Origin of the sequence: Pseudomonas syringae group sp. 243L2 (assembly GCF_032587875.1) — a bacterium.
Lineage (GTDB): Bacteria > Pseudomonadota > Gammaproteobacteria > Pseudomonadales > Pseudomonadaceae > Aquipseudomonas > Aquipseudomonas amygdali.
In genome coordinates this window covers 117,337-139,324 of sequence record NZ_JAWHPL010000025.1, presented here as the reverse complement: position 1 = coordinate 139,324, position 21,988 = coordinate 117,337, and the positions used below count along the sequence as shown (strand labels likewise).

General features: G+C 58.2%; 18 protein-coding genes. 9 read left to right on the top strand and 9 right to left on the bottom strand.

Features of this window, described 5'->3' with window-relative positions:
* Positions 1 to 16: 16 nt before the first annotated feature.
* On the bottom strand, positions 17 to 1,312 hold the full coding sequence (fahA, locus tag RYB66_RS19090; RefSeq protein ID WP_016981484.1) for a fumarylacetoacetase: 1,296 nt from the start codon (positions 1,310 to 1,312) through the stop codon (positions 17 to 19).
* Positions 1,309 to 2,616: a homogentisate 1,2-dioxygenase gene (gene hmgA / locus RYB66_RS19085; protein ID WP_005780600.1), complete on the bottom strand. Its 1,308-nt coding sequence runs from the start codon at positions 2,614 to 2,616 to the stop codon at positions 1,309 to 1,311. The genes fahA and hmgA overlap by 4 nt, the downstream gene beginning before the upstream one ends.
* 138 nt (positions 2,617 to 2,754) lie before the next feature.
* Here hmgA and RYB66_RS19080 point away from each other — a divergent pair, with 138 nt between their 5' ends.
* Complete coding sequence (locus RYB66_RS19080) at positions 2,755 to 3,546, top strand: IclR family transcriptional regulator (RefSeq protein WP_005744491.1); 792 nt, start codon at positions 2,755 to 2,757, stop codon at positions 3,544 to 3,546.
* Between the two features lies 1 nt (position 3,547).
* Here RYB66_RS19080 and RYB66_RS19075 read toward each other — a convergent pair whose 3' ends face one another.
* Positions 3,548 to 5,119 carry a sensor domain-containing diguanylate cyclase gene (locus RYB66_RS19075; RefSeq protein ID WP_005744492.1) on the bottom strand — a complete coding sequence of 524 codons (1,572 nt, stop codon included), beginning with the start codon at positions 5,117 to 5,119 and terminating at the stop codon, positions 3,548 to 3,550.
* Between the two features lie 356 nt (positions 5,120 to 5,475).
* Here RYB66_RS19075 and RYB66_RS19070 point away from each other — a divergent pair, with 356 nt between their 5' ends.
* A complete protein-coding gene (locus tag RYB66_RS19070; protein WP_005744494.1) occupies positions 5,476 to 7,674 on the top strand; it encodes a putative bifunctional diguanylate cyclase/phosphodiesterase in 2,199 nt (732 codons plus the stop codon).
* Positions 7,675 to 7,732: 58 nt separating this feature from the next.
* On the opposite strand, the gene hppD is transcribed toward RYB66_RS19070, so the two are convergent.
* Entirely contained in the window at positions 7,733 to 8,809 is a 1,077-nt protein-coding gene (gene hppD / locus RYB66_RS19065) for a 4-hydroxyphenylpyruvate dioxygenase (protein ID WP_005780599.1), read from the bottom strand.
* 144 nt (positions 8,810 to 8,953) lie between these two features.
* Entirely contained in the window at positions 8,954 to 9,589 is a 636-nt protein-coding gene (gene maiA, locus RYB66_RS19060; protein WP_005744496.1) for a maleylacetoacetate isomerase, read from the bottom strand.
* A gap of 159 nt (positions 9,590 to 9,748) precedes the next feature.
* Between maiA and glcD the strand changes: the two genes are divergently transcribed.
* Genes glcD through RYB66_RS19040 form a run of 4 tightly spaced genes read left to right on the top strand, consistent with a single transcriptional unit; the run spans position 9,749 to position 13,984 of the window.
* On the top strand, positions 9,749 to 11,248 hold the full coding sequence (glcD, locus tag RYB66_RS19055; protein ID WP_005744497.1) for a glycolate oxidase subunit GlcD: 1,500 nt from the start codon (positions 9,749 to 9,751) through the stop codon (positions 11,246 to 11,248).
* Positions 11,248 to 12,306 (top strand): glycolate oxidase subunit GlcE, encoded by a 1,059-nt coding sequence (gene glcE, locus RYB66_RS19050; RefSeq protein ID WP_057405107.1) that lies wholly within the window; start codon positions 11,248 to 11,250, stop codon positions 12,304 to 12,306. The genes glcD and glcE overlap by 1 nt, the downstream gene beginning before the upstream one ends.
* Before the next feature lie 2 nt (positions 12,307 to 12,308).
* Complete coding sequence (gene glcF, locus RYB66_RS19045) at positions 12,309 to 13,541, top strand: glycolate oxidase subunit GlcF (protein WP_117139572.1); 1,233 nt, start codon at positions 12,309 to 12,311, stop codon at positions 13,539 to 13,541.
* Between the two features lie 35 nt (positions 13,542 to 13,576).
* Positions 13,577 to 13,984: a heme-binding protein gene (locus RYB66_RS19040; protein WP_002554153.1), complete on the top strand. Its 408-nt coding sequence runs from the start codon at positions 13,577 to 13,579 to the stop codon at positions 13,982 to 13,984.
* A 78-nt stretch (positions 13,985 to 14,062) separates the two neighbouring features.
* Here RYB66_RS19040 and RYB66_RS19035 read toward each other — a convergent pair whose 3' ends face one another.
* A complete protein-coding gene (locus RYB66_RS19035; RefSeq protein WP_316895145.1) occupies positions 14,063 to 15,034 on the bottom strand; it encodes a YncE family protein in 972 nt (323 codons plus the stop codon).
* Between the two features lie 328 nt (positions 15,035 to 15,362).
* Positions 15,363 to 16,379: a LacI family DNA-binding transcriptional regulator gene (locus RYB66_RS19030; protein WP_117139571.1), complete on the bottom strand. Its 1,017-nt coding sequence runs from the start codon at positions 16,377 to 16,379 to the stop codon at positions 15,363 to 15,365.
* Between the two features lie 282 nt (positions 16,380 to 16,661).
* Between RYB66_RS19030 and RYB66_RS19025 the strand changes: the two genes are divergently transcribed.
* The 3 genes from RYB66_RS19025 (at position 16,662) to csrA (ending at position 19,349) form a co-directional block, all read left to right on the top strand.
* Complete coding sequence (locus tag RYB66_RS19025; RefSeq protein WP_005732609.1) at positions 16,662 to 17,150, top strand: gluconokinase; 489 nt, start codon at positions 16,662 to 16,664, stop codon at positions 17,148 to 17,150.
* Between the two features lie 100 nt (positions 17,151 to 17,250).
* Positions 17,251 to 18,603 carry a GntP family permease gene (locus RYB66_RS19020; RefSeq protein WP_004667761.1) on the top strand — a complete coding sequence of 451 codons (1,353 nt, stop codon included), beginning with the start codon at positions 17,251 to 17,253 and terminating at the stop codon, positions 18,601 to 18,603.
* Positions 18,604 to 19,160: 557 nt separating this feature from the next.
* Positions 19,161 to 19,349 (top strand): carbon storage regulator CsrA, encoded by a 189-nt coding sequence (csrA, locus tag RYB66_RS19015; protein ID WP_002554157.1) that lies wholly within the window; start codon positions 19,161 to 19,163, stop codon positions 19,347 to 19,349.
* A gap of 108 nt (positions 19,350 to 19,457) precedes the next feature.
* On the opposite strand, the gene RYB66_RS19010 is transcribed toward csrA, so the two are convergent.
* Both RYB66_RS19010 and RYB66_RS19005 read right to left on the bottom strand, forming a co-directional pair.
* Positions 19,458 to 20,858, bottom strand: coding sequence for a pyridine nucleotide-disulfide oxidoreductase (locus RYB66_RS19010; protein ID WP_117139570.1), 1,401 nt, complete (start codon positions 20,856 to 20,858; stop codon positions 19,458 to 19,460).
* A 666-nt stretch (positions 20,859 to 21,524) separates the two neighbouring features.
* Positions 21,525 to 21,785, bottom strand: a complete 261-nt coding sequence (locus tag RYB66_RS19005) for a DUF1652 domain-containing protein (protein ID WP_117139569.1) — start codon at positions 21,783 to 21,785, stop codon at positions 21,525 to 21,527.
* Positions 21,786 to 21,988: the final 203 nt, after the last annotated feature.

Sequence of the window (21,988 nt, the reverse complement as noted above, 5' to 3'; positions counted from 1 at the left end):
CTTCTGATCCGGTTTTTCAGTCGAGTACTACGCCCCGGCACTCGCCAAAGCCAATCGACACCTGCCCTTCCCGATGACAACGGGCACGCAGGATGACCTCGTCGCCAGCTTCCAGGAATATGCGTTTTTCACCGTTGGGTAACGCCACTGACTGCTTGCCGCCTGCGGTCATCTCCAGCAGGCTGCCGTACTGACCTGTCTGAGGGCCGGACAGCGTACCCGTGCCAAGCAGGTCGCCCGGTTGCAGCTTGCAACCGTTGACGCTGTGGTGTGCGACCATCTGCGCCACGGTCCAGTACATGTTCAGCGAGTTGCTCAGACCCAACCGGTAAGGCTCCAACCCCTCGGCCTTCATCTGCGCGGTCAGCAGCAGCACTTCCAGCTCGATGTCCAGCGCGCCACCCTGCTGATCTTTCTGATCAAGCAGGTACGGCAGCGGCTGAGGATCGCCCTCCGGACGCGCTGGCTGAGCGCTGCGAAAGGGTATCAGCGCTTCGGCGGTTACCACCCAGGGCGAGATCGTCGTGGCAAAGCTCTTGGACAGAAACGGTCCCAGCGGCTGGTACTCCCACGCTTGAATGTCACGCGCCGACCAGTCGTTGAGCAGGCAAAACCCGGCGATGTGTTCGGCGGCCCGGTCAATCGCGATGGCATCGCCCTGCGCATTCCCCGGCCCGATCCACACACCCAGCTCCAGTTCGTAATCCAGGCGTTTGCAGGGACCGAAAACCGGAACGTCCTGACCCGGCGCAAGGGTCTGCCCATTGGGCCGCCGGACCGGCGTACCGGATGTACAGAGGGTCGATGCCCGGCCGTGGTAGCCAATCGGCACATATTTGTAGTTGGGCAGCAGCGGGTTGTCCGGACGGAACAGCTTTCCGACGTTCAGCGCATGGTGAATACCAACGTAGAAGTCAGAATAATCACCTACCCGCGCTGGCATGTGCAGGCTGCACTCGCTCATCGGCAGCAGCAAACCTGCAACGGCCTGCATACTGTCACGTTGCGGGTTGTCCGCATCCAGCAGTTGCAGCAATGCGCTGCGCAATGCCTGACGGGCTGGCGCGCCCAGCGCAAAAAAATCGTTGAGCTGATCGCGGCTGGCCACTTCGGCAGCCTCGGCGGCCTGCCCGTGAAAAACCCCCGCGGCTGTTGCTGCGCGCAGATCGACAATCAGATCGCCAATCGCCACGCCACCACGCGGGCCGGTAGTGCCATGGCTGAACACACCCAGCGGCAGGTTCTGCAACGGAAAATCAGCGTGCTCGTTGGCCGATGCCACCCAACTGCGACGATTGAGAGAGCCAGTCATTGGCGCGGTTCCTTGTTGAATGTCCTGGTCATGTCGTTCCAGCAGGCATCGTAATCGGCTTGCAGTTGCGGGCAGCCGAGCGCGTGGCGGCTGGGACGCAATACCTTGCCGGTCTCGAACATGAAGGCCATGGTGTTTTCGATTTTGTGCGGTTTCAGCTCAGCAGCAATGGCCTTTTCTGCCGTGACATTATCCGGGCCGTGCGCGCTCATGCAGTTGTGCAGCGAGGCGCCCCCGGGCATGAAGCCTTCAGCCTTGGCGTCGTAGGCGCCATCGATCAGGCCCATGAATTCGTTCATCAGGTTGCGGTGGAACCACGGCGGGCGAAAGGTATTTTCCGCCACCATCCAGCGCGGCGGGAATATAACGAAATCGATATTGGCCTGGCCGTGGGCGGCACCTGGTGAAGTCAACACAGTGAAAATCGATGGGTCCGGGTGATCGTAACTGACCGTACCGATGGTGTTGAAACGCCGCAGATCATACTTGTACGCAACGTTGTTACCGTGCCAGCCCACCACATCAAAGGGTGAATGCTCCAGGTGTGTCGACCACAGTTCACCAAGGAACTTCTGCACCAGCTCCACCGGTTGCTGATTGTCTTCAAACCAGGCCACTGGCGTCAGAAAATCACGTGGATTGGCCAGCCCGTTACTGCCGATCGGACCAAGCTCCGGAAGGCGTAAGGCGCAACCGTGGTTCTCGCAGATGTAACCGCGGGCGCTGCTGTCGAGCAGTTGCACGCGAAACTTCATGCCTCGCGGCAAGACGGCGATTTCCAGCGGCTCGATGTCCAGCAGACCCAATTCGGTGATGATTCTGAGTCGCCCCTGTTGCGGCACAATCAACCATTCGCCATCGGCGCTGAAAAACGCACGCTGCATCGAAGTGTTGGCTGCGTATACGTAGACGCTCACACCGTCTGCCTGATCCGCGGCCGAGGTACTCGCCAAAGGGATCAGGCCGTCAATGAAATCGACAGGCTCGGCGGGGATATCGAAGGCGTTCCAGCGCAGCCGGTTGGGGTTGATCGGGCCCTGCTCCTGACCGGCGATCTGCCGACCCATGCGTTGGTAACGCGGATGGGCCGCCGAAGGTTTGATGCGATACAACCAGGTACGCCGGGCTTCGCTGCGCGCGACCGTGAAGGCAGTACCCGAGAACTGCTCGGCATACAGCCCCAGCGGGTGCTTCTGCGGAGAGTTCTGGCCAATCGGCAATGCTCCGGGCAGCGCCTCGCTGCTGAACTGGTTGCCAAAGCCCGACTGATAAGCCAATGCGTCGGAACGGGAGTGGATAGCCATCTGGACCTCTTGTTGTTATGGGGTCGGGCAGAGACGGGTAAAACATCATTTAACGTAAAACGATTACGCATAACGTAATTTGAGTTTGCCAGCCGGTCAAGCTATAAAGCTGCCTTTCCCGATCGGCGCACAGCACCCATGACCCAGGACATCGAAAGCCCGACAGGCGGACGTCAGCAAAAGGTTCAGGCCGCCGAAGTTGGACTGGGCGTGCTCAAGGCGCTGGCCGATCTGTCGCCCTCCACTTCCCTGTCGAAACTGGCCGAGCATCTGGGCATGCCTGCCAGCAAGGTTCATCGTTATCTACAGGCGCTGATTGCCAGTGGCTTTGCCGAGCAGGATGCTGTCAACAATCACTACGGGCTGGGGCGCGAAGCGTTGCTGGTCGGGCTGGCCTCACTCGGCAAACTGGACGTGCTGAAAGTATCGGCGCCGTGGCTGGCCAGCCTGCGTGATGAACTGAACCAGACGTGCTTCCTGGCGGTATGGGGCAACAAAGGGCCGACCGTGGTGTATGTCGAAGCGTCGATGGGCGCAGTGACGCTGGTGACGCAAATCGGCTCGGTGCTGCCGTTGCTCGGCTCGTCTACCGGCCTGGTATTCGACAGCTTTCTGAACGAGCGCGAAACCGCTGCGCTTCGCGAGCAGGAAATGCCTTTGCTGAGTGCCGACCAGTTGCGCGACGTCAAGCTGCATATCGAGCAGATCCGTACGACGGGCGTCCACCAGATTCAGGGCTTGCTGATGCCGGGCATAAACGCAGCCTCTTCGCCGCTGTTCGCCATGGGCAACAAGCTGGTGGGCGTGATCACCGTGGTTGGGCCGGGATCGGTGTTGAACGACGAGACGCAGAATCTGGCGGCCAGGCGGCTTTTGCAAACGGCGCAGGCCATCAGCGAGCGTATGGGCGGTAGCCGTCCGTCAGACTGACTCAGGAAGAGGCGGTTGATACCCTGGCAAAATGGCTCGCTCCATGCCAGCCGTGAATCAGCCGACCTTCGACGCGGTTACGCCCTCTGGTTTTGGCCAGGTAAAGCAGCCGATCCGCTTCCGCCAACGCGGCGGTATGTCCATCCTTCTCTGCTGCGTTGATCGACACCACGCCCGAGCTGATGGTCAGTTTGCCCAGCGGGCTGGCCGAGTGCTCTATACGATTGGTTTCAACGGATGATCTGATTTTTTCCGCGATCTTCAGCGCCCCTGCCAGGTCGGTTTCAGGCAGCAGAATGACAAACTCTTCGCCGCCGTAACGTGCCGCGATATCCCCAGCCCGGTCAAGACTGTTGCCTATGAGCCCAGCCACTTGCTTCAGGCAGTCGTCTCCCAGCAGATGACCGTAGGTGTCGTTGTATTGTTTGAACCAGTCAATATCCAGCAGAATAATTGCGATAGTTGCAGTATTCCGACTCGCCCGCCCCCACTCCTGCTGCAAGGCCGCATCGAAGCAGCGTCGATTGGCCAGGTGCGTGAGGCTGTCCGTGTGAGCGATGATCTCCAGCTCGTTCCTGGCGATGTTCAGTTCACCTTCCGCATTGATCAACTGCTGGATTTGCCGGTACAGCAGGACGCCAAGCAAAACCAGCGCAAGGATAATAATGCCGGTGATGGTCATGGACCGGTATGCATAGGCCCACCAAGGCGCGAACACATGCTGACAGGAGACGCCTGCAGCGGCGACGATCGGCAACCCGGACACCCGCCGATAGGCGTAGATCCTTTCCACCCCGTCCACCACGGAGTTGATCAACGCGGTGCCGCTGTCGCTGTAGGGCAGATAGCGAGTGAAGATATCGCCCTTGGCGACATTGGTGGTCATCAGTGCGGTTAATGTGGGGCGCCGCGCCAGCAGGTCGCCATTGTTCAGAGCGAGAAAGATCACACCCTTGTCGTCTACATCCATGCGCTGGAAAAACGCCTGGAAATAAGCCACCGGTACGGTGGCCAGTGCAACGCCAGCAAAACTGCCATCCGCAGCATTGATACGCCGACTGACCGGGATGACCATATCCCCGGTATTACGGCTTTCTACGATAGACCCTACATGAATGGACGGGTCAGGGTTATCGCGATGGTAAATGAAGTAATCGCGGTCTTCGTTGTTTCTGGTGTGCACGCCGTTGGCAAAGGAATTGGCGACCCAGTTGCCCTGAGCATCGTAGATGAACAGCCCCTGAAGCCCTTTGACGTTTATCAGGTCTTGAGCCATCAGCCTGGTCAAGCGGCTTTGCTGCTGGCCTGCGACCCCGTCCTGTTCCACACGCTCGACAAGGTCACGCAGCGTATTGTCAGCCTGTTGCAGGGTGTCCTGAGCCTGCTGCTCAGCGGCAAGCACGATATTGGACACCGCAATCCTGGCGGTGGCCGCGCGCTCGAGCTTCGACTGGTTCATCTGCCAGACGGTAGCCAGGGTCAGCGATAGACAAACCAGGGCAATGAAGCCGATCAACGCTTTGCTGAGCGCCGAAGGTGTAAGCCTCGTCGAAATAAAGGAAAGCCGTTTCATAGGGTTGTCATCAAATTGGCAGTGAACCCCGCCATGCAGTTTCCATACCTTAGCGCCACTAACCCGAATACGTTGTTACACCGAGGTCACGCGGGGCTTAGTTGAATGAATGCCCCGCAGGCTAGTTGCTCAAGAAGTCATTACAGGTATTCGGTTTTTTGACGATACAGCTTCTAGGCTGCTAGAGACAGCTACCGATACACTACTGTGAGAGGTGCTGCAATGTATCGAACTTTGCTTTTCCGGCATGGCGCAAGCGCGTGTTGGCAGGGTGTTTTCACCGATGCCGGCACAGCGGCATTGTACATCGATCGCTTCGCGTTTCAGGCGCGATCAGCTTATAGCGATGACCTCAAATGAGTACTTACCCAGTCGGCGATGACGACGAAGAGCGTATTCGGATTTTGAATGCTTTTTCGTTGATGGATACCCCACCTGAGCACGAATACGATCAGATCGTGCAAATGGCATCGCGGATTTTCGATGTGCCCATTGCGCTGATTTCGCTGGTTCATCGCGATCGGCAATTCTTCAAGGCGCGTATCGGCCTCGATGTCTGCGAAACGGGCCGTGACGTCTCATTCTGTAATTTTGCGCTCATGGGCCGTAACGTTTTTCTGGTGCCTGATGCATTGCAGGATGAGAGGTTCAGCTCAAACGCCTTGGTAGTAGGCGCTCCCTATATTCGCTTTTATGCCGGGGCGCCGCTGATAACCGCCAGCGGTCATGTGCTGGGCAGCCTGTGCCTGATCGACAATAAACCTCGGGAGACTTTCTCACAGCGAGATCAATGGGTTCTTCAGGATCTGGCGGTCATAGTCATCGAAAGAATGGAGTTGCGTCGGCTTGCGCTTGAGAATGAAGACAGCCACGCCCGCTTCATGAATATCACCTCGACTTCACCCGACGCGATTATCTGCTCGGACAGCAAAAACCGGATCATCTCATGGAACAATTCGGCCGAGCTCATTTTCGGGCATCGATCCGAGGACGCCATGGGAAAACCTCTCGACATTATTATTCCGCCCGAAATGCGCTCCAGGCATCATGCAGGTTTGTCGAGGGTGGCGTCAGGCGGCCCGACCTCCATTATCGGAAAATCCATTAACCTGACGGCCATACATCGCGACGGTCATACAATCCCGATCGAGCTTTCGCTCTCACAATGGACGTATGCCGGCGAGCCACAATTCGGGGCGATCATTCGTGACGTCACCCAGCGTGTCGAGGCGGACAAATTACTCAAGCATGCGGCTGAATACGATCATCTGACCGGGCTTGCCAATCGATCGACACTCAAAAGGCGGATCAAGGAGGCGTGCGATGCGCAGCTGCCAGCAGCTATCCTGCTGATCGATCTGGACGGTTTCAAGGACGTCAACGACACGCTGGGCCACGCTGCGGGTGATTTTGTGCTCAAGGTGACCTCTCAGCGTCTTCGCGAACACGTACCGGCCTGCCATATGGTCGCCCGTCTGGGCGGCGATGAGTTTGTCGTGTTCCTGTCAGACACGACAGACCCTGACAACGCAACCAGTCTGGGCCTGGCGCTCATAGCGGTCATCGAGGAGCCGATTGAGTTTGAAGACAATTCAATCTACATCGGTGCCAGCATCGGCGTCTCCGTAAGGTCCGGCTCCGACTACGACGAGGAGCAAATGCTCGGCAATGCGGATCTGGCGCTCTACCAGGCCAAGTCTGACGGACGCTCCCTTGTTCGCACCTTCACCTCCGAGCATCGACAGACCGCGTCAAGAAGAGGCGCGCTCAGCTCATCGATGCGTCAGGCGTGGGCCAACAAAGAGTTCGAGCTGTACTACCAGCCTCAGGTACGACTTGCGGACGGTCGTATTACCGGAGCCGAAGCCCTTATACGCTGGAACCATCCGACACTGGGTGTGGTGTCTCCGGCGGTTTTTCTACCTGCACTGGAAGCGGGTCTTCTCGCGGTACCGGTGGGCGAATGGATCCTGCGCTCAGCCTGTGAGCAGGCAGCGCAATGGCGAAACACCGGCTGTGACGAATTTCGCATCGGCGTCAATCTGTTCGCCGCTCAGTTTCGCATGCGTGACTTTGCCGAAATGGTTGAAAGTGCGCTTGAAGACTTTTCCTTGCCGGCACACTCACTCGAGCTGGAGATCACGGAAAACATCATCCTGCGAAACGAACAACGCATTATGGAACCGTTGCGCCACCTTCGCTCATTGGGTGTGGGCATTGCATTCGACGATTTCGGTACCGGCTATGCGTCCCTGAGCCTGCTGAAAGACTATCCGGTGACACGGCTGAAAATTGACCGCTCATTCGTAAGTGGCGTGGAGCGCAGCAAGAAAGACGAAGTCATCATTGAGGCCGTTATCAGGCTGGCGAACGGCTTCAATCTCCAGGTCACGGCAGAAGGCATAGAAACCCGCGAGCAGGAAAGTCTGATGCGCCATTATGTGTGCGACGAGGGTCAGGGCTATTTGTATGGTCGTCCCATGCCAGCGCATGAATTTACCGAGCGTTATATCTCGTCTCTCAATCGGCAGGCTGACGTGCTCAAGCACAAATGACTCAGAACGAGCCTGAGCAGGCTCGTCTGATCGCAAGGCGGACACTTCCGGTTATCGCTCAATCCGGCGTCAGTACGCCACGCTGTATCTGGTCACGCTCGATGGATTCGAACAGCGCCTTGAAGTTGCCTTCGCCAAACCCGTCGTCGCCCTTGCGCTGAATGAATTCGAAAAACACCGGGCCCATCAGCGTTGCGGAGAATATCTGCAACAGCAAGCGACGCTCGCCGCCTTCGGAAGAGCCATCGAGCAGAATACCGCGTGACTTGAGCTCGGCCTCCGGCTCACCGTGATCGGGCAGTCTTCCCTGAAGCATTTCGTAGTAAGTATCCGGCGGCGCCGTCATGAAACGCATGCCGGTTGTCTTCAGCGCGTCCCAGGTCTTGATCAGGTCATCGGTAAAGAACGCTACATGCTGAATGCCTTCGCCATTGAACTGCATCAGGAACTCTTCAATCTGCCCCGCACCCTTGGACGACTCTTCGTTCAGGGGAATGCGGATCATGCCATCCGGGGCGGTCATGGCCTTTGAGGTCAGACCGGTGTATTCGCCCTTGATGTCGAAATAGCGCAGCTCGCGGAAGTTGAACAGCTTTTCATAGAACCCTGCCCAGTACGCCATGCGCCCGCGATACACGTTGTGGGTCAGGTGATCGATGAATTTAAGGCCGGCACCGAACGGGTGGCGATCGACGCCTTCGATGAAGTTGAAGTCGATGTCGTAAATCGAGGTGCCTTCACCGAAACGGTCGATCAGGTACAGCGGCGCGCCACCGATGCCCTTGATGGCGGGCAAGCGCAATTCCATGGGGCCGGTGGCGATTTCCAGCGGTTGTGCGCCCAGTTCAAGTGCCCGGTTGTAGGCCTTTTGCGCGTCTTTCACGCGGAACGCCATGCCGCACACCGAAGGGCCATGTTCGGCGGCAAAGTATGAGGCCAGACTGTGCGGCTCGTTGTTGAGGATCAGGTTGATCGCGCCCTGACGATACAGGGTCACGTCCTTGGAGCGATGGGTTGCGACTTTGGTGAAACCCATCATCTGAAACACAGGCTCCAGGCTGTTGGGGGTCGGTGACGCGAATTCGATGAATTCAAAGCCCATCAGGCCCATGGGGTTTTCGTAGAGATCAGCCATGACTGGCTCCTTGCAGGAAAAGTGAGAGTGGTTAAACCAGCGCAATCACTGTCCTGCGGGCGGCGCACACGGGATCCCTCGCACGCTGCGCGCGAGAAAATCACCGAATATCAGTTGCAGACCAAGAATCTTCATGAGGGCAGCCTACTCCGGCTTGTCCGATTGTGCATCAGGGTGTGCCTGTTGAAAGGCCGGATGTTGCATGGCCAGACGCTCGACCCGCTGGATACGCGGGTATGCACTCAGTTGGACGTTGTAGCGATGGGCTGCATACAGCTGTGGTAACAGGTAAATGTCCGCAAGGCCGGGGCTCGTACCAAAACAGAAACCATCCTTTTCGATCAACTGCTCGACGGCCTGCAAACCTTCGCCGATCCAGTGCTCGATCCAGCTCAGAATAGCGGGTTCGTCGTGACCCAGACCGCGTAACCGGTTGAGCACCGAAACGTTGTGCAAGGGGTGAATGTCACAGCCGACCAGCGCCGCAACGGCCCGCTGGCGCGCACGCAGAACAGCATCCTGCGCCAGTAACGCAGGCTGCGGGTAGCACTCTTCCAGGTATTCAATGATCGCCAGTGACTGGGTGATGACCACGCCATCGTCCAGCCTCAATGCAGGCACCCTGCCCTGCGGGTTGACCGCCTTGTAGCCGGGTGTGCGCTGCTCGCCGCCATCAAGCAGCAGGTTGACCGGGATCGCAGCGTAATCCAGCCCTTTTAAGGCCAACGCAATACGTACACGGTAACTTGAGGTCGAGCGGTAGTAAGTGAATAGGTCCACGGAAGTCGCCTGCCTGACGCACGGGTGCTGTGTTTATTATTTTCGTAACCACATTACGTAATGCGTAAATTGCGCGATCCGCCTGACGCTGTCAACTCAAGCCTTGTGCTGAATGAGCTAGGATGCATTAACCCGATAAAAACAACGCTGGGTGCCTGCATGAATATTCTTTATGACGAACGCATCGACGGCGTGCTGCCCGCAGTCGACAAGCAACAATTGCTGCACGAGCTACGACGCCAACTGCCCGACCTGGACATTCTGCACCGCGCCGAAGAGCTTCGGCCCTACGAGTGCGACGGGTTATCGGCCTATCGCACCACGCCGATGCTGGTGGTGCTGCCACGCCATGTCGAAGAAGTGCAGACGCTGCTCAAACTGTGCCATGCGCATCGCGTGCCGGTGGTCGCTCGCGGCGCGGGCACCGGGTTGTCGGGTGGCGCACTGCCACTGGAGAAAGGCGTGTTGCTGGTGATGGCGCGCTTCAATCAGATCCTCGCTATTGATCCGGCTGCTCGTCTGGCGCGGGTCCAGCCCGGCGTACGCAACCTGGCCATTTCCCAGGCAGCAGCACCCCACGGTCTGTATTACGCACCCGACCCTTCCTCGCAAATCGCCTGTTCCATCGGTGGCAACGTGGCAGAAAATGCAGGCGGCGTGCATTGCCTCAAATACGGACTGACCGTGCACAACCTGCTCAAGGTCGAGATACTGACCGTCGAAGGCGAGCCAATGACCCTGGGCAGCGACACACTGGACTCACCGGGCTTCGACTTGCTGGCACTGTTTACCGGCTCCGAAGGCATGCTCGGTGTCATTACCGAAGTCACGGTCAAGCTGTTGCCCAGGCCGCAAGTGGCCAAAGTGCTGCTGGCGGCGTTCGATTCCGTGGAAAAAGCCGGCGGTGCAGTGGCCGATATCATTGCCGCAGGCATCATCCCCGGCGGGCTGGAGATGATGGACAATCTGGCGATTCGTGCCGCCGAGGATTTCATTCACGCAGGCTATCCGGTTGATGCAGAAGCCATCCTGCTTTGCGAGCTGGACGGGGTCGAAGCCGATGTACATGCCGATTGCGAACGGGTTCGCGAGGTATTGACACTGTCTGGCGCGACCGAAGTGCGTCAGGCGAAAGACGAGGCCGAACGGGTGCGCTTCTGGGCTGGGCGCAAGAACGCCTTCCCCGCCGTGGGCCGTCTGTCACCGGATTACTACTGCATGGACGGCACTATCCCGCGACGCGAGTTGCCAGGGGTATTGCGCAGCATCAAGGAGTTGTCAGCTCAGTACGGCCTGCGCGTGGCAAATGTGTTCCATGCTGGCGATGGCAACATGCACCCGTTGATCCTGTTCGATGCCAATCAGACGGGTGAGCTGGAGCGCGCCGAGGCGCTGGGCGGCAAGATCCTTGAGCTGTGCGTCGAGGTCGGCGGCAGCATCACCGGCGAGCACGGTGTCGGTCGCGAGAAGATCAACCAGATGTGCGCGCAGTTCAACAGTGACGAACTGACTTTTTTCCATGCCATCAAGGCCGCATTCGACGCCAGCGGCCTGCTCAATCCCGGCAAGAACATCCCGACCCTGCATCGCTGCGCGGAATTCGGTGCCATGCATATTCATGCCGGGCAATTGCCGTTTCCCGAACTGGAGCGCTTCTGATGAGCGAGATGGACAAAGACGTCAGCCAGGCTCTGCTCGATCGGGTCGGTCAAGCGCTGCGGGACAGCACGCCGTTACGTATTCAGGGTGGCAACAGCAAAGCCTTGCTTGGCCGTGAGACAGCAGGCGAGGTGCTCGACACCCGCGAACACCGTGGCATCGTCAGTTACGACCCGACAGAACTGGTGATCACCGTCCGCGCTGGTACGCCGCTGAGCGAGCTGATGCAGGTGCTGGACGCCGCAGGCCAGATGCTGCCCTGTGAGCCGCCCGATTTTGGCTGCGCAACGCTCGGCGGCATGGTCGCCGCAGGACTGTCGGGCCCGCGCCGCCCCTGGAGCGGGTCGGTGCGTGATTTCGTGCTGGGCACCCGGGTCATTACCGGCCTCGGCAAGCATCTGCGCTTTGGCGGCGAAGTCATGAAAAACGTTGCAGGCTATGACGTTTCACGCCTGATGGCAGGCAGTTTCGGCTGCCTTGGGGTGCTGACCGAGGTGTCGCTCAAGGTGCTGCCCAAACCGCGTCTGTGCAGCAGCATCGCGCTGCAGATGGACAGCTCGCAAGCCCTGGCCCGCCTTGCCGAATGGGGTCAGCAACCTATGCCCATCAGCGCAGCCAGCCACGACGGTCAAGTGCTGCGCCTGCGTCTTGAGGGCGGCGAAGGCTCGGTGGCAGCAGCCCATGAGCGGCTCGGTGGCGAAGTGTTCGATGGCGCTTACTGGCAGCAGTTGAATGAGCAGCGTCTGCCCTTTTTTCTGGACCCGCGACCTTTATGGCGGCTCTGCGTACCTGCCCAAAGCGCCGTACTGGAACTGCCAGGCGAGCAACTGCTCGACTGGGGCGGCGCACAACGCTGGCTGAAATCCGACGCAGACGGCGAAACCATTCGAGCGATCACCACGGCGGCTGGCGGGCATGCAACCTGCTACAGCCAGGGCGTTGTCGACAACCCGTTCCAGCCGCTGGCCGCACCTGTACTGCGTTACCACCAGGCCCTCAAGGCCCGGCTCGACCCGCAGGGCATTTTCAACCCCGGCCGACTGTACGCGGAGTTTTAAGCATGCAGACCACATTGAGTGAACACGCCAGAACCCTGCCCCGCGCCGAAGAGGCCGAACACATCCTGCGCAGTTGCGTGCATTGCGGTTTCTGCAATGCCACCTGCCCGACCTATCAACTGTTGGGTGATGAGCTGGACGGCCCGCGCGGCAGGATCTACCTGATCAAACAGGTGCTCGAAGGCCAGCAAGTCACCGAAAAAACCCGCTTGCACCTGGACCGCTGCCTGAGCTGCCGCAACTGCGAAACCACCTGCCCGTCCGGCGTGGATTATCACAACCTGCTGGACATCGGCCGTGCAGCGGTTGAGGCCCTGGTGCCCCGCCCGCTTGGCCAGCGGTTGCTGCGTGAAGGCCTGCGCCAGGTAATTCCCAATGCCGGATTGTTCCGTTTGCTGACCGGAATGGGCATGAAGTTCACGCCCTTGTTGCCGCAGACACTGGCAACCAAACTGCCTGCAACAGTCCATGCTGCCGGGCTTCGGCCGACCACTCGTCATGCGCGTCAGGCGCTGCTGCTTGATGGTTGCGTGCAGCCAGGTCTGTCACCTAATACCAACGCTGCCACGGCACGCGTGCTTGATCGTCTGGGCATCGGTATTACTGCGGTCAGCAAGGCCGGATGCTGCGGCGCCGTGGATTACCATCTGAATGCACAGGAGGCCGGTCTGAACCGGGCGCGGCGCAACATCGACGTCTGGTGGCCCGCGCTCGAAGGCGGTGCCGAAACCCTCATCCAGACGGCCAGCGGTTGCGGTGCATTCGTCAAGGACTACGGCCATTTGCTGCGCCACGACCCAGCCTATGCAGACAAGGCCGAGCGCATCAGTGCGTGCACAAAGGATCTGGTCGAAGTACTGCGTGACGAGCCGCTGGAAACCCTGGGCATAAAGGTCGATACGCGACTGGCGTTCCACTGCCCATGCACCTTGCAGCACGCACAGAAACTCGGTGGTGAAGTGGAACGCGTACTGACTCGTCTAGGCTTCAACCTGACCCAGGTGCCGGACGGCCATTTATGCTGCGGCTCTGCCGGCACCTATTCAATCACTCAGCCGGCCTTGGCCCGTCAATTGCGCGACAACCGCATGAACGCGCTGGAAAGCGGCAAACCTCAGGTCATCGCCACCGCCAATATCGGTTGTCAGACTCACCTGGCCAGCGCCAACCGAACTTCGGTACGGCACTGGATCGAGCTGATTGATGAAGCGCTTGGCACTCCAGAATCTCGCTGAACTCCTATCCAATAACCACTGCTCCGGAGCAACCCATGAAAATCAAAGCCGTCCTTACCCAAACCGAAGTGAGCCTGATGCTCGGTGCCGCACGCGACGAGGCCCAGGCCAATGGCTGGGCTGTGGCCATCGCGGTCGTTGATGACGGCGGCCATCTGCTCGCATTCGAGCGACTGGACGACGCGTCGCCGATCAGCAGCTATATCTCGATCGAAAAAGCCCGCACCTCGGCACTCGGCAAACGTGAGTCCAAAGGTTACGAAGAAATGGTCAACGGCGGGCGTACGGCATTTCTCAGCGCCCCGCTGCTGACCTCGCTGGAAGGCGGCGTTCCGGTCATCGTCGACGGTCAGGTGATTGGCGCGGTGGGTGTTTCCGGCGTTAAGGCCGAGCAGGATGCACAAGTGGCCAAGGCCGGCATCGCGGCGCTGAATGCCGACTGACAGCGCAAGCCGCCGATGACTATATACAACCGGCCACTGCGCCTGCGTCATCCGCCGTGGCAGGTTTGGCAGGCGCACCTACAGCCTGTAGATCGAAATCCAGCTCATGTCCGGGTGGGAGGAGTAGATATACGTACCGGTCCTGTTGAGTACTGCGCCGCCCACCGAAGGAAAATAGGCGATACAGGTGGCGATTCCCTTCACAGTGTCGATCCGGTAGACGTCGTAATTGCAGGTGTAGATCGCATACACATAGCGCTCATCCGGCGTGACGCCTATGACTTTTACCGGATAGCCCTGGGTACCTATCTTCTCCCGATAAAACATTTTGTTGGTGGCGGCATCGATAATGTACACCTCGTCGATTCCGCCCACATACAGCCAGGCGCCATCGGAACTGAAGGCCATCGACCGCGGATCTGAAAACCCGGGAATATCATGCTGCAGGTAATCCACCCTGCTGATTGCAAGAACATCGGTGGGTGCCGTCCGGTCGACCAGCATCGTTGCGTAAAACCGGTCATTCAGGGGGCTGATCCCGAGGGCCAGCGACGCATTGGTCAGGGTACCCAGATCAAACTCGTTTTCGACCGTATAGTTCTCGGTCTCGATCAGGCGGATAAGCCCGCCAAGCGCATTCTGAAAGGACAGGCAGATAAAACGGCCATCCGAGCTGCACAGGATGCGGTTGACGTTGGCAGCCGGAAGTATCCTGATGACCTCGCGCAAGCGCGTGTCCACCACGTAGCACCTCTTCTGGCCAATGGTGTAAAGCCGTTTCCCATCGGGGCTCAGGGTAATCGCACCCGCGCCTGCCCGCTTGATACTGCCAACCACGCTTGCACTGGCGATGTCGACCACGCTGACTTCGCGGCCACTCTCATGAGCGACATACAGCGTAGTTTCATCGGGACTGATAACGATCTCAGCGGGTACAAAGCCCAGCGGGATGATGCCGGTCAACCATGCGATGTCCAGAGGGACTCCTGAACCGACCGGGTCTGCGATGTGAGTCAGAGCTCTAACGTTTTGAGATGCTTTTTTTTGCATTTCTCTCACCCTTCAATAGGTCTTGTAAGACCGCCAGGACGGGGAATAGATAAGAAGATATATCCCCGTCATCCAACGATGCGGCCAAGACACTTATGCCGCTCCGATCCAAAAACGTAGGGTCATTGAATACTCAACACGAGGGGATGGGTACTGTCAGAAATAACAGTCCAGACGCACCGAAACCGTCCGAATGAGGGTATCAGCAGCGTTGCAGGACAGGGCCGTCGGGCACTCCAGCCCAGCGTCGGGAAAGCCCGGAGCGCAACGACCACTGGTCAGCGTGATGGCCAGGGGGGAAGCATGCAGGGATGGCCTTAATCAATACTCAGGAGCTTTCCCGTACCACCAGCTCAAACCCCAGATCCACCTGCGAATGCTGCGTGACCCCGTCGAGCAAGCCCAGCAGCACCTGTGCCGCGCGCTGCCCGACTTCCTCCCTGGGCGTACGTATCGAGGTCAGGCGCGGCACCATGTGGGCAGAACCGGGCAGGTCGTTGAAGCCCACCAGCGATACGCGTTCGGGAATGGCGACGCCCAGACGCAAAGCCTCAAGAGCGGCACCCTGTGCCAGGTCGTCATTGCAGAAGAAAACTCCGTCGACATCCGGATGTTGCTCCAGCAGGCGGGCAAACAACTCACCACCCAGGCCAATCGAGGACGACTGAGGCGTCGAGACCTGCAGCTCGGGGTCGAACAGCCCGGCGTTCTCCAGCACTTGGCGAAACCCGGCCCCGCGCTGCAATACGCGAGGGTCGAGCTGAGCGGCCATGTAAGCCAGTCGGCGACGACCACGGCCCAACAGATGGCGTGCGGCTTCGGCTCCTGCCTGTTGTTGCGAGAAGCCGACGCAATAGGTACCCAGTCGCGTATCGAGCTCCATCATGTGCACGCAAGGCACGCCGCTGGTTTCAAGCATCTGGTGCGACGCTGCGGTGTGATCGAAACCGGTCAGCAGAATACCGCGCGGACGATTGACCAGATGGTTGCGCAGCAGTTTCTCTTCCTCATCGGGCGAGTAGTGATAGTTGCCGATCACCACGTCCAGACCACGGATGCGCAACACGTCCTGAATGGCCTCCAGCGTCTCGATAAACAACTGGTTGGAAAGTGAAGGCACCAGCACAACGACGGTCTGGCTGCAGGAAGAGGCCAGCGCCCTGGCTGCAGAATTTGCGACATAGCCCAGGGTCTGTGCCGCAGCGCGGACCTTTTCCGCCAGCTCCGGCGCAACGGTGGTAACGCCGCGCAGCGCCCGGGAGGCCGTGATCGGCGACACGGCAGCAAGCCTCGCCACCTCATTGAGCGTAGGGCGACCAGTAGAGCGGGAACCAATGCGGATCATGCGTTGCCAACTAACATAGGGGTTGCCAAATGTGTCGAATGCCCCATAAGGTAGCGCTGTCTCATGGAAGGTGACAATGCTTTATCGCTGGTTTCACATGGGTAGCCCGGTCAGGGTCGCCGCGGAGAACAGCCTCCAATGCTTATTGACGAGCCCAAAACAACGACAAAAACTGGAACAGCCCGGGCTGAGCCTGATGTCCACCGGACAAAGACAGCGCTGTCTCCAGATGAGGTGCCTACTGTGACAACTGCGAATACTGCTATTTCCGCCCTTGTGGTAATGGGTGTCTCTGGCTGCGGCAAAAGCGCCGTCGGTGCCGAGATCGCCCGCAACAGCGGCGGTCGCCTGATCGAAGGCGATGCGTTCCACCCTCCCGCCAATATCGAAAAAATGAGCGCAGGAACCCCTCTCAATGATGACGACCGGGCCGGCTGGCTGACCCGCCTGGGCGAAGAGATGGCTGCTGCCCTGGCAAACGGTGAGCACCCTGTGCTGACCTGCTCCTCACTCAAGCTTATCTATCGCCAGCGTCTGCGCGATGCCGTACCCGGCCTGGGTTTTGTTTTCCTGGAACTTACCAAGGAACTTGCCGCCGAACGTTGCTCGCACCGGCCGGGGCATTTCATGCCCGCCAGTCTGGTGGACAGCCAGTTCGCAACCCTCGAGCCGCCTTACGGCGAGCCGCTGACGTTGATCGTCGACGCATCGCAGCCTATCGATGTCATCGGTGAACAAGCCGCAGCATGGTGGAAAGACTCCCACGCCTGATAAAGGCGTGAGCGCAGAAGACAGCGCTGTCTTGCGTACACACGATATTAACGTCGGCGCTGTTAACAGCTCCTTAAAACAATAAACCGGAGAAACACCCATGTTCGGTATGACCCATGAGACGTTCCTGCTCGTCGATGCGCTGGTGACCATCGTCGGCCTTGTATTGTTGATCACCACCTTCAAGGTACACCCTTTCGTCGCGCTGACCCTGGCGGCAGGCTTTCTTGGCCTGACCTCGGGAATGCCGGTTGAAAAAGTCATGAAATCGTTTCAGGACGGCTTCGGCGGCGTACTGGGGTTTGTCGGTATCATCCTCGGCCTGGGCACCATGCTCGGCAAGCTGATGGCGGACTCGGGCGGCGCGGACCAGATTGCGCAAACGTTGATACGCACCTTCGGCAAGCAGAAAGTGCACTGGGCAATGATGTTCTCGGCCTTTCTGGTGGGCATCCCGCTGTTCTTCGAGATCGGCTTTGTGTTGCTGATCCCGTTGGTGTTCATTGTTGCCCGTCGTACCGGCGTATCCATCGTCAAGATCGGCATTCCATTGCTGGCAGGCCTGTCAGCCGTGCACGGCCTGGTTCCGCCACATCCGGGTCCGTTGCTGGCCATCGGCATTTTCGGTGCCGACATTGGCAAGACCATTTTCTACGGACTGATCGTTGCACTGCCGACGGCCATCATCGCTGGCCCGATCTTCGGTAGCTGGATTTCAAAAAGCATCCCTGGCACTCCTTCAAAGGAACTGATGGACCAGATTGCCAAAGAGTCGAGCACTGAGAACCTGCCAGGCTTCGGTATCACGCTGGTGACCATTCTGCTGCCGGTCTTCCTGATGCTGCTCAAGACCTTTGCCGACGTGGTGTTGCCGGAAAACAACATGTTCCGCATCTGGATGGACCTGATCGGTCACCCGATCAGCGCCCTCCTCGCAGCGCTTTTGCTGGCGTTCTACACCTTTGGTGCGGCGCGTGGCTTTGACCGTACAAAAATCATGAAACTACTGGACCAGAGCCTGGCACCGGTTGCCGCAATTGTTCTGATCGTGGGTGCAGGCGGTGGCTTCAAGCAAATGCTGGTCGCCAGCGGCGTGGGTGACGTCATCGGACACATGGCTGTGCAGGCTCAGATCAACCCGATCATGCTGGCCTGGCTGGTGGCTGCCGTCATCCGTATTGCAACCGGTTCGGCTACCGTGGCAACCATCACCGGCGCAGGGATCGTGGCACCCGTGGTCGGCCTGATTCCTGGCGTCAACCGCGAGCTGCTGGTGCTGGCAACCGGTGCCGGCTCGTTGATCCTCTCGCACGTCAACGATGCCGGTTTCTGGCTGGTGAAGCAGTACTTCAACATGACGGTTGCCGAAACCTTCAAGACCTGGACGGTGATGGAAACCATCCTGTCGGTGGTCGGCCTGATCTTCATCATGTTGCTGTCGATGGCGCTTTAAGCCCATTCCGGCAGGGCCTTTGCGGGCAATGAAACCCGCGAAGGCCAACGCCTTGCTGTACATCGCATCTCTGCGCCACAGCGCGCACTCCGGATCGGCCACCCAGTGTCCCTGATAGCGTCAACACGCCTGAGCGTAGTAGCGATGGCGACCCGGCAGCCCTTTCCTACATCCTCGTTCGACACTTTCAACTGAATTTTCAGAAAGTCCGAGCAATCTCGCAAAGTCATGCCTACGCTTACACTCATGCCGAGATGGGCTTATCCCGCCTCGTCGAGTGAGACGATGACGACCTCACAGCGTGCAGCGGTTCACGATACTTTTTACATGACGCCAGTAAATACGGGCATTTTCACGTCGAAACGGGCAGAATTGGCGCGCTCGTCGTATCGCAGATGCAAATCTCGATGACAAGAAAATGAACCGAGGGAATTTAATTCACCCATGTGACGTCATAAGACGGATGCATTTGGATGCACTCGGCAACAATCACCACGCAAAGGCAAACGCCAGCCTCTTGAGAGAGGCGTTTTCAAGAGGCCATCAAGGAAAAGATTATGTTGATACTCACTCGCAAAGTAGGCGAAAGCATAAACATCGGTGACGAGATCACTGTCACGATTCTTGGCGTTCAAGGGCTTCAGGTCCGCCTGGGCATCAATGCACCAAAAAATGTTTCAGTGCATCGTGAAGAAATCTACAAACGTATCCAGGCAGAACTGGCTCCGAACCAGGACCCACAATAATTCCTGCAGTACCCCTTATTCAATGTTGATTTGCCATTTACTGGCAGACAGCCGTACGGCGTCCCTGGGGCGCCGTTTTTTATGGTGCTGTTTACCTGTAATTGCTGCCTAACCCGCCTGAATGTGAAGCGCTGCCTGCATGAATAAGTCCATACCGATCATCTCGGGAACAGCAGCTGGACAGGACAGCCTGCTGGTGACGGCCTCAACCACTGCTCGGCTTGCATCATGGTGAAACTGCCAGACGCCGTAGATACGTCCATCGAAGGCGGGTTCACTGCCCAGATGCGGATCGACGCCAAGCCCGGCCCCCAGACCAAAAAGATACAGGCCCTTCATTCGACGACCCTGCTGGTCCAACGGACAGCCGCAAGCGTCGGACTCAAGACCGCCCTTTGTCTCGCGCAGGCTGATGAAGTTGCCTTCGGCATCTTTTAGCGTCGGCAGCACAGGTTGATAGCCAGAGCACTGCACGATCACCGCCGAGTCGGCAAGCGCGAGTCGGGCCGGCTCGTGGTCATCAGGTCGCCCGCCCAGCGTTTGAAACATCTGCACCCGCACGCCCGTCTTGCCGACACGGCCGCTACACAGCGCCTCGCGCCCAATGTCCAGCGCTCTATAACGCAAGCCGCCGGAGCGGTTGACTCGGCCTGATACCGGACACACATCGTGTTGGGCGTCGAAAAGGTAACCAGCTGCCTGTGCTTGTTCGACACTTTCGTAAAACAGCCTGATGCGGCTTCGATGAATAAGCGTCAGTTCCTGCAAGCCCGCGAACTCCAGTGCATCTGCCAGATTTTCCAGCATTGAAAAGGCACTGTGTGAGCCACCCACAATCGTGATTCGCCCTTTACCGGCCAGCGCGGGACCGAACACTTCGCGTAATTGCACCGCATTCATACGCAGCAACCTGTCCGCGCTCTGAATACTCACATTGCCTGGCAGCGCCAGCCCCTGCCCGGCAAGAGCATCAATCAGGTGCTGTGGATCCTGACGCCCACCCAGATTGAGTACCAGCGCCCGGCAGCGCACACGTCTTTTGCCGTGCGGACCGTCAACGTGCAGGCAAAATGTGTTGCCGTCACTGACCACTTCATTAATGGTCGTACCGGACCAGACTTTTACTCCGTAGCGTTGCACGATGTGGTCCAGTACCAGCCTGGCGGCCTCGGCCATGAGCAGACCTGCATCAGACAGCTGCGGCGCGCTTTGCGCCTGCGCTTTGATACGCCAATACGCTGCCGAGTTTTCCAACGGCTCGAATACCTCACGTAATGCCGGATCGCGCAGGCAATCGATGAATACATCGCCCACAGAATTGGCGGTAATCCGATACTCCCCCAGCACGCCTGCTCCGGGCCGGTCGCTTGCATCAATGACGACCAATCCTTTCGCGGCAATTCTTGGCATTGCGCCGGTCTTCAGGGCATTGAACAAAAAACCCATGCCGGCGAGCCCGGCCCCTCCGACGACGCAGCCGCAGGTTGTTTCCATACCGTTATCAAACATGATGATGCTCCATCGTCATTTCATACGTTGGTGCAGCACAGAAGTTCTGGATGATCGAGTGCCTGGCTGATCAGGCGAACCAGCGTCCCTGCACGATTCGAGGCGAAACACATACAACCGAACACCGACAAAGGCTCATTCACCGAAGTGATGAGTCGTCATGAAACAGTGTTTTTTTACAGAAAGTTACAACACGTAAAACAGGCGGGACCTTGAAGTAACGGAGTGGGCAGTAAAAACCGCTCAATGCTACCGCCCGTTTTTTAAGGCGGCGTTTTTATCAAGTGGAAAAGCGTGACAATGCGTTACGCATTCAGGAGGCAATCAAATAGTTGCAAAGAAACGCAAAAGTGTCAAATAGGCAGGGCGTTGAGCAACCCGTTCAATAGCGCGCTATAACCTGATGATTTCACGGCGCTTGTACCTTTTTAAAACCTTGACGTGCGCATGGTTCAAGACGGTTAAAAAGTTTCATGAATTTCTATTATTTTTTTATCGCCCATCTCCGAAACAGCATGACTCCGACGCTGTTAAATTGACGTGCGACCGGGCAGCGAGTTTTGCCCGAAAAAGTAGAACCGGCAACCGCACAAACGACAAGGCCCCGATCAACACTGATCGAGGCCCTGCTGCGTGATGCCTGGGCATCAGAGGGATGAAGCAGTATCAGGCAGCGCTGTAATGCGCTTGTGACGCCTTGGCTTTTGCCGACTCTTCACGCAACCCGGCTACCAGTGCAGAGATATCCCGGACAGTCTTGATACGGCTGAGCGGGAGGCTCGTCTGACGATGGGTACGCCCGGACACCGGATCGCTTATTTGCACCGTCATCTGATCGTTGGCAATGGTGCAGGTGCAACGCAACGGCAGGAATGCACGTTCAACGATACTCCTGAGTTCTAACTCAGACAGTCCACTCGTAATCATCTCTTTATCTCCTTATGGGTGTAAGCATGTCCCGACCATGACAAATTTTGACAATTTTTATTGTTGATGACTCTTTTAAAAAACGGCCCAGACCAGCCCGCCAATTATCTGTCGTCACTCGCGTTATGCTTAAACGAGTTATACACCTCTCGCAGCCCCTCTAGCAACTTCCACAACCGAATATCCTTGCTCCTTTTAATGCT